Source organism: Asaia sp. As-1742 (genome assembly GCF_011753235.1).
In the GTDB taxonomy this organism is placed as follows: domain Bacteria; phylum Pseudomonadota; class Alphaproteobacteria; order Acetobacterales; family Acetobacteraceae; genus Asaia; species Asaia bogorensis_B.
On record NZ_VWWA01000007.1, the window covers coordinates 81,428 to 98,388 of the forward strand.

Below are 16,961 nucleotides of genomic sequence, written 5' to 3' on the forward strand. Positions count from 1 at the left end.
CTCCATGACCGAAAACACCGAAAAAGATCAGGTCCAGGGCGCCGAAAAGCATGAATTCAGCGCAGAAGTCGGGCGTCTGCTCGATCTCGTGGTTCATGCCCTTTACTCCGAGCGCGAGATCTTTTTGCGTGAGCTGGTGGCCAACGCCGCCGATGCTTCCGACAAGCGTCGTTTCGAGGCGCTGACTGATGCCGCCAAGGCCCTTCCGGCCGACGCTGCCATTCGCATCCACCCCGACAAGGATGCCCGCCTGCTGACCATCAGCGATAATGGCGCAGGTATGAGCCGCGAGGATCTGGCGAGCAATCTCGGCACGATCGCACGCTCCGGCACACGCGCTTTCGGCGAGAAGCTGAACAGCGCAAAGCCGGAAGACCGCCCCAGCCTGATCGGCCAGTTCGGCGTCGGCTTCTATGCCGCCTTCATGGTGGCCGACAAGGTGGACGTGATTTCGCGCCAGCCCGGTTCCGATCAGGCGTGGCAGTGGTCGTCTGATGGCAAGGGTGCCTACACCATTGCGCCTGCCACGCGCGAGCAGCCCGGCACAGACATCATCCTGCACGTCAAAACCGATGCCGATGAATTCCTCGACGCCTGGCGCCTGCGCTCGATCATCCGCAAATGGGCCGACCATATTTCATGGCCGATCACGCTGCGTGAGGGTGAGGAAGACAAATCGGCCAATGAAGGCACGGCCCTGTGGCGCAAGTCGAAATCCGACATCACACCCGAGCAGTATACCGAGTTCTACCGCCACGTTGCCCACCAGTTCGACGAGCCCTACGCAACCCTGCACTGGAGCGCGGAAGGCACGACCGAATTTACGGCGCTGCTGTTCATTCCCGGTGCGCGCCCGTTCGACTTCATGGAGCAGTCGCGTGAGAGCAAGGTGCATCTCCATGTGCGCCGCATGTTCATCACCGACGAGGCCGAGCTCCTGCCGGCATGGCTGCGTTTCGTGAAGGGCGTTGTCGACACCGAAGACCTGCCGCTGAACGTCTCGCGTGAAATGCTGCAATCGACCCCCGTGTTGCAGCGCATCCGCAAGGCCGTGACCAAGCGCGTGATGACCGAAATCAAGAACCGCGCCAAGGATACGGAAAATGCCGAAGCGTTCGGCACGTTCTGGGAAAATTTCGGCCCGATCATCAAGGAAGGCATCTGGGAGGATTCCGAGCATCGTCAGGAACTCGCTGCCCTGTCGCGCTTCCGTTCCACGGCGTCTGACGATCCGACCACGCTCGATGCCTATCTGACGCGCATGAAGCCGGGTCAGGAATCGATCTATTACCTGACGGGTGAAAACGCCGAGGCGCTGGCTGCCTCGCCGCAGCTCGAAGGGTTCCGTGCCCGTGGCATCGAGGTGCTGCTGCTCTCCGATCAGGTGGATGGTTTCTGGCCCGATCGTCTGTCTTCCTATGAAGACAAGACCCTGAAATCCATCAATCAGGCTCACGGCGATCTTGAGAAGTTCGAAGCCCCGACGCCGGAAGGCGAGGCTGCGGATCTCGAGAAGCTGATCCCGGCGCTCAAGGAAGCCCTCGGCGAGGACGTGAAGGACGTGCGCGGCACGGTGCGTCTGGTAGGCAGCGCCGTGGTGATCACGAGCGAAGGTGGTCCCGATCTGATGATGCAGCGTCTGATGCGTCGCTCGGGTCAGGGCATGCCCCCCGCAGCGCCCATCATGGAGATCAACCCGCATCACCCGCTCATCCGTGATCTCGCAGCACGGGTGGAGAAAGGTGAGAGCGTGGCCGATTTCGCCCGCGTTCTGCTGGATGTCGCCCGTATTCAGGATGGCGAGACCCTGCCCGATGCCGCCGGTTTTGCGCAGCGCCTGACCGCCATGCTGACGAGCGCTGCCACAGCCTGAATCGTCACCGCCGATCACGAGGCGCCGAACCCTTGATACCGGCGGTCGGCGCCAGTCATCAGTGCAGGCATGACATCACGTTGAAAAAGGCCCGGACCCAAAATCCGGGCCTTTTTTCGTAGTCGCTCGTAAAAAAACCATTCGAAACGGCAAAAGCGCCGAGGCTGAGCCCTGCACGTTCCGCATCGGGCCGGACCACGCAAGGGCGCAACTTCCTCCCTGCCGGACGAGTTCTCTCTTGCCAGCGGGCAGGCGTTTCGCCCGTCCGGCAGGAGGGATCTTGATCATGACGCAGAACAGTTTTCATCCGACCAAGGAAATGGCCTCGGCGGCACGCCACGGTCTCAAATTGCGCGAGAAATTCAATCGCGGCGGGACTGAAGCCGGTGTCAAACGCGCCGAGCAACTGGCTGAACAGAAGGATCTGGATGAGAGCGACCTCAAATCCATGCACAGCTTCTTCGCTCGCCATAAATCGGACCAGAAAACCAAGACCCATGAATGGGGATCGGATAGCGACCCCTCTGCCGGCTATATCGCGTGGCTCCTCTGGGGCGGGGATCCTGCGCGTGACTGGGTTGAACGCAAGATCGCCTCACTCGACAAATAAACCCTGTAACAGGACGCCGCGAGCCCAAGGGGCGCTACCCCTGTCAGGCAGGGCGCACCGCGCTCCCCTGGCGGGCCAGCCGCATCAACACGATTGTCAGGCCGAGCGCTACAAGAGCAACGCCCCAGTTGAGGGCATCGGTCTGTCCGCCCCTGAACAGAACGATGGCTATGAGCGCAGCATGAGCGAGCGTTGCCAGCCAGAGCATGAGGGCCTCCCCCCATGCGAAGGGCAACGCACCCAGCATCATCACCCAGAACACACCGTGATAAAGCCGGAATGCTCCGCCCTCACTCAAGGGGTGGGGAAGCACCAGCGAGACACAAAGCAGAAGGGCAATGGCTGTCATGCAGCCTGTGCAGCAACCGGTCGTTAGACGGGACAGAAAGCGGGTTCCGCGCGTGTCTGTCAGGCACCCCGTCGCCTTCTCCTTGCGTCGGCGAACCGCAATCCAGAGCTTGCTGCCCGTATAGAACAGAAACGCCCCGGCAAAACCGAGAACGAGATAGGTCCAGCGTATCGGGGCACCCCCGTAGCTGCCAAAATGCAGGGCAAAGAAACTGGTCAGCGCTGCAAACCCTGCCGACTGGTACCCCGGCAGATAAGCGCTCCACAGGATTTGGCCCGTATAGGGGTCGAGTGTTGCAAACCCGCTGGTGGGACCCCGCATGACATGGGCGGGATCATGCCCCGAAACGCGCAAGACCGGGCCTGAACCGGGCGGCCCACCAGGGCGCGTGGAATAATCGAGCGTGTCAGGCACAAAACCCGGTGCGGTCTGGGCCAGACGCGCCAATATCTCCGCCGGAGCCAGCAACACGGCCCCCTCTCCCGCATGAGGCGGTGCAACCATGCCCCCCATGCCTCGACCACCGCCATGCCCCGCACCATGACGACCATGCGCGCTCGAACTCTGGGCATGGGAGAGAAACTCACCCTGCACCGTAAAAATCACGTCGTGGAAAGCAAAGACAACCGACGTCAGGGCCATGACGATATGGAACGGCAAGGAGCAGAACCCGAGCAGATTATGCAGGTCCAGCCATTTGCGTCTGACGCTCCCCACCAGCCGCACGGCAAAAAGCGCCCGTGCCAGGGCCGGGATGAAAACGATGGTGCCCGACACCAGAGCCAGCGCATAGGCCAGCGCAATGAACCCCATCACGATCATGGCGGCCTCATGCGGCAAGGGTAGCCCCATGCGCTGATGCACCGTGTCAATCAGCTGGGCAACGGGCGAGGGTTTATGCGTTGTGGTTACAAGACCGCCCTGCGCATCGAGCGCCGCCAGCATCATGGCCGATGACCCGTGGCCATGACGCCCTTGGCCCAGTGGCCATACCAGACGCGCCGGATGGGTGGCATCGGGGCTGACGACAATGCTGTATTGGCGCTGTGCCTCGGGATAGACGGCAAAAGCCCTGTCGAGCAGATCCGGCACGTGGTCGATGGAAACGGCGGCGGGCAGGTCGGGCCGGGGTGTCAGCCAGGATTCGAGCGCTGGCTCGAACATGCTGATGGCGCCCGCGTAAAAGGCGATGAACAGGAAGAGTCCTGCCACCACACCGACCCAGCTATGAACCTCACGATAAACCGCCACGATATCAGTGCGCAGTTTCATGGCTGCTCACCCCCGAAAAACCCGGCAAGCAGCGTATTGGCCAGCCATAGCAGACAGGCAATCCAGCCAAGGCCAAACCATGCCCCCAGGCCTGAGCGAAACAGGAAGCACAGGCTGAGACAGATCACCCAGAGCAGCGCCGCCCCCCACATGAGAAACTGCGATGAGAGCATCATCGGATTGCCTGTGGCACCACAGAGATGCCCGGCCAGAACCATTGCCCCCAGTGCCAGTGCAGCACCGGGAATCAAACCGGCCAGCGTCTTGGCGAGCCAGCGGCGATTATCGAGTTTCGCCCCTTTCATAGGCGCACGCCCTTTCGCGCATGAAGCGCAACCGCAAGAGGGAGCAGGCTGAGCACAAGCATCAGCAGCGCCACTGTCATGAAAACCCCGACAAGCCAGTCAGTCGCTGCCACAAACCCGACCAGCGAGAGTAGCGAGAACAATGCGCCCGCCCCAAGGCAGGGCCGCGCTGGGGGGCGCACCCGACACCATTGCTGTTGCCCGCTCGCGAGGTAGAAAGCAGCGCCAGCGGCCACGGCCAGACAAAACCCGGCCAGGACCAGGCAGGCCGGGTAAAATCCTGCAAGGCCCGACAGGCTTGCCCCGCTCACCAGCGATATTCCAGACGCATGGTCAGGCTTCTGCCCTGACCATAATAGCAGGCAGAGACCGCCGTGCAGGTCGCCACGAAGCGCTTATTGGCGATATTGCGCATGTTGAGCGAGAAAGAGAGGCCATTATAGCGTGGCCGCGCCACGCCGAAATCATAGCGCAGGAACATGTCATAGAGCGTGTAGCCGGGTATGGAGAGCGTATTGGCCGTATCGCCATAGGAATGGCCCGTATAGCGCACGCCGCCGCCAAAACCGGCACCGCGCATCGGTCCATGCAGCAGGCGCTGATCGACAAAAAGCGAGGCCATCCATTTCGGGGCCTGAGGCATATAATTGCCGATCTGCGAAGCCGTGTTCGATTCCGTAATTTTGGCAGCGCTGCGCGTGCCGGTGAAAATAACCGCCATATCCCAGGGCAGGGTCGCACGGCCTTCAAGTTCAAGACCACGCACACGCATCTCACCCGTCTGCACAAGGCATGTGGCCGTGCCGCAAAGCTGGCCGTTCGGCGCAGGGGTCGTCACATTCTGCTGCGTGATCTGATACCCGCCGAAAGTAACGTAAATGCTCTTTCCATACTGGTAACGCAGCCCGGCCTCATACTGGTCGCCTGTCGTCGGCTTGAAAGGCTTGTTGTCGAGCGCTGTCGAAGGATCTGACACCTGCGGCTGGAAGGACGTGGCATAGCTGAAATAGGGCGCCAGACCGATTTTGGTGCGGTAAACAGCCCCTGCACGCCATGTAAAGCGGTCATTATCGTTCAGATAGCGCTTTTTGGTCAGAATATTGAGGGTATTGTCACGCGCCCAGTCCTGACGACCGCCGACCGTAATGTAGAGATTTTCGATCTTCATCTGGTCCTGGAAATACAGACCGTTCTGCTGCGATTCCGTGGCGCCATAGACCTGTGGCGCCAGACCGGCCGAGTAACCGGTCGTGCCACGCGCCACAGGGTCGAAGATATTCAGCAGGGGCAGCACAAGCGCCGAGTTAACCAGATCGCGCGAGCTTTCCCAGTTTGTATAGAAATAATCCGTGCCGAACAGCAGCGTATGACGCACCATGCCTGTTCTGGCCCTGACCTCAAGCTGGGTATCTGTCGCCACGCCCTGCGAGCGCCCGCGTCCTTCGACAGCCCGTCGATTGACGGTCTGATAGGGCACGCATCCCTTGATGCTGGCGGTGCATTTCGTCAGCGTATCGCCCGAAAGTACCGTCGAGCGGTAAAGGTTATCCAGATAGGTGTAGCGCGTGTTGTTGCGCAGCGTGACGATATTGTTGAAGCGATGCTCGAGGAATGACCCCGTCAGCACCTGTGTGCGATCGAAGGTATTCCAGTCGGGCTCGCCTATGTTTTCGTCATTGCGGATATAGCGCCCCTTGGATGGCACAAGCGTGCCGGTCATGGGTAGGAATTGGAAGGTCGAGCCGCCGGTGTCGCGCTGATACTGCGCCAGCAGCGTCCAGCTCGACCCCGGCGCATAGGCCCATGTCAGGCTGGGTGAGACATAATACCGCCCGCTATTCACATCATTGACCTGTGTGCCGCCATAACGGGCCACTGCAACGATCCGTCCTCGCACCGTACCGGATTTGTTGAGTTTGCCGGAAACGTCACCCGAGGCCTGACCCTGCCAGTTGCCGAGCTTGGTGTAACCGATGGTCTGAAGGAAAAACTCACCATGCGATTTTTCGGTCGGACGCTTGGTGGTGAGATTGACGATACCACCGGGCGCGGTCTGGCCATAAAGCGCCCCAGACGGCCCTTTCAGCACCTCGATCTGCTGAAGGGCAAACGGATCGAACGATGTACGCGTCCATTGCCCGCCGGAAGGCAGACGCAGCCCATCGACAAAATTGTTGTTGGACGAAAAGCCGCCTGCCCCGAAGCCGCGCACTGAAACCTCATCCACACGATTATCCACGCCCGAGGGCTCAGCCTGCACACCCGCCATATAGGACAGCGCATCGGCAATGGTGGGGGAAGCGCGCAGCTCGATTTCCTCACGCGTGACGATCGAGATGGTCTGCGGTGACTCGATAATGGGGGTGCGTGTCTTGGTGGTTGCCCCTGCCTGAGACAGGCCCGTGGCCGAGACGACAATGATCTCGTCAGGTTTTTTCTTTTGAGCAGCTGTCGGTTTTTTCCGCAGGATCGATTGCGGCTGTGTGTCTGCTGCCTGTGCGGTGGTGAGAGAGGTCGCGCCTGCGAGAGCCAGGGCGACAAGACCGGTGATCCTGCGCATCGTTTCAAATTCAACATCATAATGGTGGGCCGAAAACGTGCGCTGAATTTGTGCAATTGCGAATCATTGTCAATTGATTAATGTCTCGTGAGTCAGGTTTCGCGGGTCAGGTGACACCAACAAGCCACACTGCTCTGTATCAGCCAAACGACACGCGCGGTGGAGGCTGCGCCTCATGGGCGCAGGATGGCTCACGCGATACTGACGCCATCCGGCATAGCCTTTGCTGATATTGGCCTCCCGGATGGTGGCCTGTACGGATAGGATCATCGGCAAGGCTGTGCGGACCGGGAAATCGTAAGGGGCGCAGGCGAGGTTCAGGTTACTTTGGTTTCAGGCAGACATCATGGATCACGCAATCGAGGCCGTCCGGCGTTTCAACCGCTTTTATGTCCAGCATGTCGGTGCGCTGGATGCGCATTTTGCAGGGTCGGACATCTCCCTCACCGAAGCCCGTCTGATTTTCGAGATTGCCTGTCTGGAACACATACAGGGCACGCCCGTAACCGCCGCCGCATTGCAGCACTCCCTGCAGATCGACCGGGGGCAACTCAGCCGCATGATCGGCCGCCTGACCCGCCGTAACCTGATCCATCGCGATTGCCCTGAGCATGACAGGCGTCTACGCCCGATCACACTTACCCCAGGCGGGCGTGAGATGCTCTCTGGTCTTGAGAAGCGCGTTCAGGGAGCTATTCGGACCACGCTGGCGGCCCTAGACCCCCTTTCGCGCGACGACCTCGTGACATCGCTCACCCATGCACGTTTTCTGCTGGCACCATCAGCCGACGCATCTTTGACCCTGCGTGCCCCCCGCCCCGGGGAAGTCAGCCTTATCGCTTCTCGTCAATCAGCGCTGTATGCACAAAGCCACGGCTGGGGACACAAGCTTGAATGTCTGATTGCCGAGACGGCATCACGCTTTCTGAGCGGGTTCGACCCGGCACGTGAAGCCTGCTGGGTTGCCGATCTCGATCAGGTCATGGCCGGTGCCGTTTTCCTGACCGATGAAGGTGATGGTGTTGCCCGGTTGCGATTGCTGCATGTCGAGCCGTTTGCCCGCAGGCGAGGCATTGGCGATGCACTTGTGCAGCAATGTCTCGCTTTCGCTCGTGAAAAGCACTACCGGCGCGTTATCCTGTGGACCCATACTGTGCTTGAAAATGCCCGTCGTCTTTACGCAAGAAACGGTTTTTCCTGCGTTGCGACCGCACCGCATGATCTGTTTGGCGTCCCCCTGCAAGGCGAGGACTGGATTTGCGAACTGATCACGCCTGACGCGCAGACAAACCAGAAGCCCTGACGGTCTTGCAAGACAAGATATCAGGCTTCCTGGCCCTAGCCCTTGTGGGCGATATGACGCCCGTTATTCTGCTTCGGGCATACGCAGAACGAGAAAACCCGGCTTGCCCTTCAGATAGGTTTGCAGCGGCGTATCCACGACTTTCATATTGGCCTTGAGCGATGAGGCATTACGGAACCAGAGCGTCCCGTCTTTCCAGATAGCAAGGCCGGTATGGGTTACGTCCAGACCAGGCAGGGCGGTATAAATACCGATCACATCGCCTGTATGGATTTTTCTGGTAATTTGCGGGGTCAGGGCCTCAGGCGGCAGCCATGCAATATCGCGCGGGTGAATGGCGAGGCCCTTGATATAGACCCCGCCATCAGCACGCTGATTCAGGTTTTTACGCGTGACCTGCGCCTGCGATGACAAATCGCGCGTCATGTCACGGGCATTATGCGGTGCAAGCGCCACCCAGTCCGTCAGGAAATGCCGCCGGTTCAGATAGGCAACCTTGCCATCGCGATAACGGGTCTTTTCAAGCGCTGCGACAAACCCGGCCTCGTTGCTGGAAAGCGAAAGTGCGCGCACAAGATCGATGAACGTATAGCAATCGACCCCGTCAAAACGAATGACCAAACGCTCCGGTGTGTCGGCACCACCGATCAGCGTATTGGCGATATAGGGCGTCCCGAGAAACAGCGCCGAAACCGTCGAGATACGATGCGTGAAACCTGCCGGGTCGACAGGCCGCGCCGGAACCTCAGCGCCTATCTGCGCTTCAATCTGACCCAGTCTGGCCTGATCGGCAGGCGCGAAAGCTGTGTCGGCCGCCTGTGCGCTCAAGGGCAGAGAGGCCGCCATGCAGAGTCCCGCACATATCCTGACAGCCCGTCCTGTTTGCGCCGATAAACTCATTACAGCCCCCAACTCTCTGCACGATAATCCAGTGCGACAAGCTACCAGACAAATTTCACCTTTATGAAATCGGACCGGTTCTCAAGCCCTGCCGCTTGCAATCGTTGATCCCTGCGGGCCAGAGGCAGCAATAGCCTTGTCGATCCTGCGGATCCTGCCCGGGCTGAAACTGCCCGCCCGCAGATTGCCCTCGATATCCTCCAGCGACAAACCAGCCGTTTCCGGCACAAGGCGATAGACGAAAACAAAGGACAGGAAATTGATTCCGGCATAGATCCACATCGTTGCGCCAATGCCAACTTCTTGCACCAGAGTGAGTGCCGTTCCGGTCACGAGCAGATTACTGCCCCAGAGCATCGCCGCATGCAGCGCCGTCGCCGGGCCGCGCATACCAAGCGGAAACAGCTCTGCCCCCAGCAGCCAGCCACAGATCTGGATACCGCCCGAATTAAACATCATGAAAAGCAGGAGGAAAGCCACAGTGGCGAGCGCGCCAAAACCCTGATGACTGCCCGACATGAAAGAAATGCCAAGCCCGATCAGACTGATGACCGAGCCCGGAATCATGATCAGCATCAGACGACGACGCCCGACGCGATCGACCAGAAAACACCCAGCCAGGGTGACAATGGCATAAACGAAAGCCACCCCGACGCTGGCCAGAAGGGCCGCATTTTTTCCAAATCCGGCATCCGACAGGAAGGTAGGAGAATAGTAGATCATCATCTCCAGCCCGCCACATTGCGTGAAGAAAGCCACCCCAAGAGCAGCGATCAGCGCGGGGCGTGCCCAAGGCTGCGCCAACCCGGCCCAGCCGGAATTCTCGGGGTTGATCGACTGGCGGATACGCTCGATCTGGGTAAGCTCCTGATGGATATCGAGCTTCGTATGTCGCACCCGTTCAAGAATGCGCGCTGCCGCCGTCAGGCCCCGCTTTTCGGCAATCCAGCGCGGGCTGGCCGGCATGAACAGCATGACCATGAAAACCAGACCTGCCGGGATGGAAGCGACCGACACCATGCGACGCCATGACCAGACATCGTGGTAATAATATCCAACGATATTCGCCAGAACGATCCCGACCCCGATCGCCACATTGAAGGTGGTGACCAGCGTGCCACGGTACCGGCTTGGCGATAGCTCGGAGATATACATGGGCACAACCTGCGTAGAGCCACCTACCGCGATGCCCAGCAGGAAACGTGCAGCGACAAGGGTACCGATGCTCGGGGCCATCGAGCACAAAATCGCCCCCAAGGCGAACAGGAACAACACGACAAGGACGGTTTTCTTGCGGCCCAGATGCTCCGATGACCAGCTCGTGACAAGCGCCCCCACGACTGCGCCGGCCAGTATGGAGGCCGTCACGATTTCCTGCTGCGTGTGCGACAGCCCGAACTCACGTGTCATGAGCAAAAGCGCGCCGGAAATCACGCCGGTATCATAGCCGTAAAGCCCACCGCATACTGCGGCGGCAAAAGAGGCCACCGCGAGAATGAGCCATGCGGACCGCCCCGGTGAGGTCTGCTCGACAATCGCCTCGATGCCAGCACGATCGGTATCACCCATGCCGGGTTGCCTCTGCTTTTTCATTCTTGTTTCCCCTTCTTCAGGGCGCGCGCCATCCTTCACACCCAAGCCTGGCAACGATCGGGGTCGTTACCGGCTCGACAGCATGGGCGCAGCCCGCCGCATGGCGCAGGCCTTGTCGGCCCGCACACACGAAGCATGTCGTTTCAGTGTTCCGGAAAAATCAGACCGGGCTGAACGCTGACAGGGGGGCACACAAGGCCCCCCATGCGCTCAGGAAAGCGCGATGAACGATCGCGCCTCAGCTCATCCAGTTGCCGCCATCAATATTATAGGTTTGCGAGACGATATAATCGGCATCCTTCGAGGCCAGAAAAACCGCAAGCCCCCCGATCTCGTCAGGACGCGCCATACGTCCGAACGGTACCGATGCGCCGACGATCCGCTTCTTTTCACCAAGAGGCAGGTTCTCGTACTGGGCAAAGCGGCGGTCCACGTCATCCCAGTGCTCGTTATCGACCACGCCCGGTGCAATGGCATTGACGTTGATGCCGTATTTGATGAGATCGAGCCCGGTGCTCTGGGTAAGAGAAATCACGGCTGCCTTCGAGGCGCAGTAGATGGCCACCAATGGCTCGCCACGGCGACCGGCCTGCGAGGCAAAATTGATGATCTTGCCGCCATGACCCTGCGCGATCATCTGGCGTGCGACCGCCTGAAGCGTGAAAAGCAGCCCTTCGACATTAACGGCAAACACGCGATGGTAGCTTTCGCGCGTGATCTCGACCGTCGGAGCGAGATCGAACAGACCGGCATTATTGACCAGAATATCGATACGGCCATAACGCGCGATAATGGCCGCCAGCGCGGCATCGATGGACTCCTGTCGGGTTACATCGAGTGCAACGCCAAGATGATCGGCACCGAGTTCGGCAGCGGCGCTGATCGCACCTGCCTCGTTCAGGTCACCGATAACAACGTGCGCACCTTCGCGTGCATAGCGCTCGGCAAGAGCGCGGCCGATACCGCGTGCGGCACCTGTAATGAGCGCAACACGATCCTGCAATGGCTTGCCCTGAGGGGCGGTGGTGTCATTCATGTCGTGATTCCTATGGTCATCAGATAATGACGGATGGGTCAGTTGATTCAGGTAAAGTCAGACAGGCCGAACGGGTCTTGCGGGATCCTTGTCTCTCCAGGCCCCCGCACCAGGCACACGATTCAAAGCGTCTCGTAACGTTCGAGCACGTCGCGAACCGACTGGATCAGAAGAGCCCGAGGCTCGGCGGCAAGCGCACCCGATTTCACGCGCTCGAAAAGCCGGGGCAGATACTGGCTGATCATGGTTTCAGGAATGGACACCTGTTCCAGCGACTGGATCAGCGCTGTCACGGCCTGTTCGGCGGCCGGTTCGGGCCAGTAATAGCGAATACGGTCGCTATAGCTGAAATGGCGCAGGATACGCTGCTCCATCGCATCGCCATGATAATGGCTCTGCCAGTTGGCGGGCGCATCGAGCATGGTCTTTTCCATCGTCCCGACCAGCGACACTGCCTGAGGGTCGATGAAGCCGCGTATGGCATCCAGCCCGTAAAGCGTTTCACGCAGGGCAAAGCTCAGCTCCGGCCCGACCTTCAGGATACAGAACCCGTCCTGCTTCAGTCGTGCCAGCGCCGTGCCCGGCTGATAATCGGTCGAATGTGCCTCGAAAACCAGACCCGGCAGACGGGCCAATGTGGCAACGAGCGCGCTGGCCTGCTCGGGCTGGTAAATGACCACATCCTCATGGCCAAACTCCACACCGGGCTGCACCACGATGCCAATCACGCGCGACCAGGCCTCGGGCACCGCCTCGCGGAAGGCGTTTTCATGTACCTGATAGGTCGCACGAACTGCGTCCGGTGTGGTGGGCGTAACGTGATCGAGGGCTTCGGTCGCCCCGCCCGGTGTGGGAATTTCCGTACCGATCACATAGACGGGCCGCCCCAGTGCGACGGATTCGGCTCGCTTGGCCAGCATCACGGCCCGCTCTGCCACAATGGCATCATGCAGATGCTCGGCCTCACCCTCGCAACCCATGCTGGCGTCGAGATGCAGCTTGGTAAATCCCGCCTCGGCAAAAGCGGCAATCATGTCGGAGGCTTTTTGCAGGGCCTGTGCTGCCGGAAGCGACTTCCACGGATTCGGACCGAGATGATCCCCGCCCAGAATGATCTGCTCACGCGCAAAGCCCAGCCGATCGGCGATACCGTATACGTAATCGCGAAAATCGGCAGGCGTCATGCCGGTATAACCGCCCTCCTGATTGACCTGATTGCAGGTCGCCTCAATCAGTACAGCCTTGCCATGCGATGCCGCATGGAGGAGGGCGGCCTCAATGACAAGGGGATGGGCCGAGCATACCGAGGTGACAGCTGTCTTGTCGCCCTGGTCGAAACGCGCCCGCAATGTCGAGATGAGCGAACCGGTCATGCTTTTTCTCCCGTGTTCTGGCCTGCAATAAGCTGATCGAGCGCCGCGAAATCGGACGTACCTTCCATCGGGCCGAAAAACGAAACAGCCCTTGCCCCGGAGGCACAGGCATAGCGCAGCGAGTCTTCGCGCGTCTTGCCGAGCAGGCGGCATGTGACATAGGTCGCGCCAAAGCAGTCGCCCGCGCCTGTCGGGTCGATTTCCTGCGCCGGGAACGGCGCACCGTGGACGGTCTTGTCGGCACAAAAGCAGGTCGCGCCCTCACTGCCCTGTTTGAGCACGATTTCAGAAACGCCCATGTCGAGGATCTCGGCAATGGCGGCCTCTTGCGTCGTGCCACTGCTGAACAGGAGCAGTTCGGGACCGCTTGGCAGGAAGATGTCGCATTCCTGAAGCATCAATTGCAGGGCTGCCCGCATATCGGGGATGTCGAGCATCTCCTTGCGGATATTCGGGTCGAATGAAACGGTTCCACCCTGCGCCTTGACCTGATGCACAGCGGTCGTCACGGCATCGATGATCGGAAAGGAAAACAGTGAGGACCCCATGACATGGACATGGGTCGCGCGCTTGAGCAGTCCACGCGCCGCCTCGTGAAGGCCCGTTTGCGAGCAGGCAGACTGGCGGATGTTATAGACGAAATCGCGACTGCCATCGGGCCGGTAGCGCACGAACGCACTGCCTGTTGCAAAACTGTCCACGCTGAGTATGGCAGAAACATCGACACCATCACGCCTCAGCCGCTCGATATTGAGCGTGCCGAAATCATCACGCCCGACCGCCGAGACGATACCGCACTCCACACCCAGACGAGCGACCTGATCAATGAAGATCGCCGGTGCGCCCGAAGGGTAAGGCCCCTTGAGGGCCATCGGTTCGAGAAAACCCGTCCCCTGGGTCTCGGCCATGATCTCGACCACAATCTCACCGATTGTGATGATGCAACGCGGCGCGTCCGGGGACTGGTCCATCAGAAAACTGGATGCCATGATCGGTTATCCATCGAAGGGGAAAACAGAAGAAAAGGAAAAGGCTCCGGCAGGGCGCTCAGCCGGAGGGTGCGGTGTCATCTGCAAAAACAGACCAGTCCTCGCACAGCACCGCGCCATCGGGCGGTGTGCCCCCATGCAGAACCGACATGGTTTTGCGCCAGACCAGAACATGACCATCCTCATCATCCCGATCGAGGCGGTCAGTCAGCAGAAAGACCTGCCGCGCCCGGATGATGGCACTCTCCAGACAGCTGCCTGTCTGATCGAGACAGGTGAAACCCCGCTTGCTGATCTGGGCTGCCGAAATGACTGCGAGATCCAGATCATAGAAAGACAGGGCATGATCGGCAGCGGGGCTGATCAGCGGGTATCCCAGCCGGTCATACTCGCCACCAAGCAACGAGACCGCCGCATCGCTGGTCCGGCTCGCCATATGGTAGGTTTCGAAGCTGTTGACGACGAAACGCAGGTTTTCGGCTGTCGCATAGACCGGCACGAAAGAAGCGGCCTGCGTGTTGTCCAGAAAAACGCACTGCCCTGGCTTGAGCCTGAAGGCGACAGCACGCGCCAGGGCCCGGGCCTCATACAGGGTGGGCCCCTCATCCAGAGGCGCATCGACAGCATAATCGTGAGCCGGCTGGGCACCGCCATTTGTTCTGATGACGAGATTCTGACTTTGCAGATAGGCAAGGTCTGACCTTATCGTCACCATGGAGACGTCGAACTGACTCGCCAGCGCCTCGGTCCGTATGAATCCGGCGCGCCTTACGGCATCGACAATCCCCAGACGGCGTTTGAGAGTCGCGCTGTTCACGCCCATCGACATGGTCAAGAATCTTTCAAAACGAAAACCTATCTTTCGTTTTGTAAGTCATCGTCTTTTGCTTGTCAGCAGTTAAGACAGGCCATCACAGGGTTGTGTCAGGATATGCACATTGGTCCGTTATCATCGGGTCAGCCGCCGAGCCGGAAACCACCCTATCGCCCTGCGCCTCGAACCCTCAGAAGACCCTTGATTGCCGCATGCTGTAAAAGCAGGATCGTCTTGGCATCCAGAATACGTCCGTCATCGATCATGCGCAGGGCTTCAGGGAACGCGACTTCCATCACGTCGATTTCCTCGCCCTCCCCCTCCAGGCCGCCGCCCGGCCCGATCCGCATCGCGGGCCTGTAAGCCCCGGTGAAGAAATGGATGCGCTCGGTCACCGATCCGGGGCTCATATAATAGCACCCTATGGGGGTTATCTCACCAATCTCGACCCCCATTTCCTCACCAACCTCACGGCGCATGGCGGTGGCCGGGTCATCGTGATCGAGCAGGCCGCCGCAAACCTCAATCAGATCCTCACAATGCCCTGTGACATACGCTGGAAATCGGAACTGTCGGGTAAGCAGGACCACCTGCCTCTCCTCATCGTAAAGCAGGATCGCGGCCCCATCGCCACGATCATACGTCTCTCGCGTAAAGACCTGAGTCGTGCCGCTCCTGCGCCGATAGCTCAGCGTGTAACGTGTCAAAACGCCCCAGTCATTGGCCAGAAGCCGGGTCGAGAGGATCGTGATACGGTCATCGGGAGATTTGCCGGGCGCAGCCTCCTCACCAGAGCGATCAGGCTTGTCAGAAGGCGTTCCTGTCATGGCGATCAATCCCTCTGCCCGACTCTGCGTGTCACGGCCTGCGCCCGCAAGCTCACATCCCCTACCCTGCCCGGATCGGACATCCGGGTGAGAACAACCTTCGCACACCCTGCCTCGCATAGGGAACTCGGGGCTGCATGGCATGGATGGGAAGCAGGTCTGACGCGGCATATCAAGGGCCGGATGGCCGCATCGCGGCGATGGAAAGGCTCAGACTGTCTCGTGCGTCGAGCCGGGATGACCGGCCCCCGGTGGCATAACGGTCGCGACAGCACCGGGAAGCATGACGCCGGGTGCCGCACTATCGGCAACAGGTTTGCGGCTGCGTACCAGCCAGTAGCAGATACCGAGAGACAAAACCGAGGCCGACAGCGCCAGAACCCCCATGACATCCACTGCGCTCAGGTCGAGAACAATGAATTTGCGCACTGTCGCCATCATGCCGATCAGCAGTACGGAACGCATCCTGACCAGGCTGTGAGACGGTGTATCCGGTGCAACGAGAATGGAATGTTTGAACTCCAGCGCAATCAGCACTGTAAAGCAAAGGCCGAACAGCGATTGCAGGACAGCGGGGTTGGATGGAACCAGAGTTGCCGAGCGCACCATTTCGAAAACAGCATAGACGACATGCACAAGCCCAAGCGTCGCCACGGCCATGACGCAGAGCGTGAGAATTAGCATGGCGCATTCCTCGAACAGATCGAAGAGCGTTGAGACCTTGAAGAAACCGGGGATACTTTTGATCATGGGCTGTCGATAATATCTTAGTGAGGAGTAAGCCCTCACTCTTACCAGAGCCGCAAAGACACATCACCCGCAGAATGGTTGTCTTTTCGTAATATCGCCCACGCGATACGCAAATGATATTCAAAATATAAACATGATAAATTTTATGTTTTACTATCATAATATAGATAATATGTATTTATACATCAAAATCATAATAATGTCCCTTTCCCGTCTTTGAACAAACCTTACAGAGCCGTCATTCTCGAGGCCTCCAGCCTTACGCGTTGCACGGTTCCGGCTTGGGACAATCGCTTCGGAGGAGGGCATCCGGTGCCACTCTGAAGCATAACAGGCACAACCTGCATTTCCCTTCAGATGTCCGGGGCGTTTTCTCCCTCTTGCCAAAGACAGGTGTTGCGGTGGAA

Annotated in this window: 15 protein-coding genes; 3 read left to right on the forward strand and 12 right to left on the reverse strand. The window is 59.5% G+C overall.

The features are described from left to right. Positions 1 to 4 precede the first annotated feature (4 nt). On the forward strand, positions 5 to 1,873 hold the full coding sequence (htpG, locus tag F3J08_RS11695) for a molecular chaperone HtpG (RefSeq protein ID WP_166930119.1): 1,869 nt from the start codon (positions 5 to 7) through the stop codon (positions 1,871 to 1,873). Positions 1,874 to 2,159: 286 nt separating this feature from the next. Further along, the gene (locus tag F3J08_RS11700) at positions 2,160 to 2,483 is read left to right on the forward strand and encodes a hypothetical protein (protein ID WP_166930121.1); all 324 of its coding nucleotides are present in this window, start codon (positions 2,160 to 2,162) and stop codon (positions 2,481 to 2,483) included. A gap of 43 nt (positions 2,484 to 2,526) precedes the next feature. Here F3J08_RS11700 and F3J08_RS11705 read toward each other — a convergent pair whose 3' ends face one another. Genes F3J08_RS11705 through F3J08_RS11720 form a run of 4 tightly spaced genes read right to left on the reverse strand, consistent with a single transcriptional unit; the run spans position 2,527 to position 6,969 of the window. Next, positions 2,527 to 4,104, reverse strand: coding sequence for a PepSY domain-containing protein (locus F3J08_RS11705; protein ID WP_166930123.1), 1,578 nt, complete (start codon positions 4,102 to 4,104; stop codon positions 2,527 to 2,529). Next, positions 4,101 to 4,409 carry a hypothetical protein gene (locus F3J08_RS11710; protein ID WP_023979895.1) on the reverse strand — a complete coding sequence of 103 codons (309 nt, stop codon included), beginning with the start codon at positions 4,407 to 4,409 and terminating at the stop codon, positions 4,101 to 4,103. Before F3J08_RS11710 ends, F3J08_RS11705 begins: the two co-directional genes overlap by 4 nt. After that, positions 4,406 to 4,720: a hypothetical protein gene (locus F3J08_RS11715; protein WP_166930125.1), complete on the reverse strand. Its 315-nt coding sequence runs from the start codon at positions 4,718 to 4,720 to the stop codon at positions 4,406 to 4,408. The genes F3J08_RS11710 and F3J08_RS11715 overlap by 4 nt, the downstream gene beginning before the upstream one ends. Next, positions 4,717 to 6,969, reverse strand: coding sequence for a TonB-dependent siderophore receptor (locus F3J08_RS11720; RefSeq protein ID WP_166930127.1), 2,253 nt, complete (start codon positions 6,967 to 6,969; stop codon positions 4,717 to 4,719). Before F3J08_RS11720 ends, F3J08_RS11715 begins: the two co-directional genes overlap by 4 nt. Before the next feature lie 346 nt (positions 6,970 to 7,315). Here F3J08_RS11720 and F3J08_RS11725 point away from each other — a divergent pair, with 346 nt between their 5' ends. Beyond that, positions 7,316 to 8,272 carry a bifunctional helix-turn-helix transcriptional regulator/GNAT family N-acetyltransferase gene (locus tag F3J08_RS11725; RefSeq protein ID WP_166930129.1) on the forward strand — a complete coding sequence of 319 codons (957 nt, stop codon included), beginning with the start codon at positions 7,316 to 7,318 and terminating at the stop codon, positions 8,270 to 8,272. Between the two features lie 63 nt (positions 8,273 to 8,335). On the opposite strand, the gene F3J08_RS11730 is transcribed toward F3J08_RS11725, so the two are convergent. The 8 genes from F3J08_RS11730 to F3J08_RS11765 all read right to left on the reverse strand — a co-directional run bounded on the left by F3J08_RS11730 (position 8,336) and on the right by F3J08_RS11765 (position 16,554). After that, positions 8,336 to 9,118 carry a DUF1460 domain-containing protein gene (locus F3J08_RS11730; RefSeq protein ID WP_166930131.1) on the reverse strand — a complete coding sequence of 261 codons (783 nt, stop codon included), beginning with the start codon at positions 9,116 to 9,118 and terminating at the stop codon, positions 8,336 to 8,338. 135 nt (positions 9,119 to 9,253) lie between these two features. Then, positions 9,254 to 10,765: a sugar porter family MFS transporter gene (locus F3J08_RS11735; protein ID WP_240149313.1), complete on the reverse strand. Its 1,512-nt coding sequence runs from the start codon at positions 10,763 to 10,765 to the stop codon at positions 9,254 to 9,256. 238 nt (positions 10,766 to 11,003) lie between these two features. After that, a complete protein-coding gene (locus tag F3J08_RS11740) occupies positions 11,004 to 11,801 on the reverse strand; it encodes an L-iditol 2-dehydrogenase (protein WP_166930133.1) in 798 nt (265 codons plus the stop codon). Between the two features lie 122 nt (positions 11,802 to 11,923). Beyond that, a complete protein-coding gene (locus tag F3J08_RS11745; RefSeq protein ID WP_166930135.1) occupies positions 11,924 to 13,174 on the reverse strand; it encodes a D-tagatose-bisphosphate aldolase, class II, non-catalytic subunit in 1,251 nt (416 codons plus the stop codon). Beyond that, the gene (locus tag F3J08_RS11750) at positions 13,171 to 14,163 is read right to left on the reverse strand and encodes a sugar kinase (protein WP_081866880.1); all 993 of its coding nucleotides are present in this window, start codon (positions 14,161 to 14,163) and stop codon (positions 13,171 to 13,173) included. The genes F3J08_RS11745 and F3J08_RS11750 overlap by 4 nt, the downstream gene beginning before the upstream one ends. A gap of 58 nt (positions 14,164 to 14,221) precedes the next feature. After that, positions 14,222 to 14,992 (reverse strand): DeoR/GlpR family DNA-binding transcription regulator, encoded by a 771-nt coding sequence (locus tag F3J08_RS11755; protein ID WP_166930137.1) that lies wholly within the window; start codon positions 14,990 to 14,992, stop codon positions 14,222 to 14,224. Positions 14,993 to 15,144: 152 nt separating this feature from the next. Beyond that, positions 15,145 to 15,804 carry an NUDIX domain-containing protein gene (locus tag F3J08_RS11760; protein WP_166930139.1) on the reverse strand — a complete coding sequence of 220 codons (660 nt, stop codon included), beginning with the start codon at positions 15,802 to 15,804 and terminating at the stop codon, positions 15,145 to 15,147. 210 nt (positions 15,805 to 16,014) lie between these two features. Further along, a complete protein-coding gene (locus F3J08_RS11765) occupies positions 16,015 to 16,554 on the reverse strand; it encodes a phosphate-starvation-inducible PsiE family protein (RefSeq protein WP_023979910.1) in 540 nt (179 codons plus the stop codon). Positions 16,555 to 16,961 lie beyond the last annotated feature (407 nt).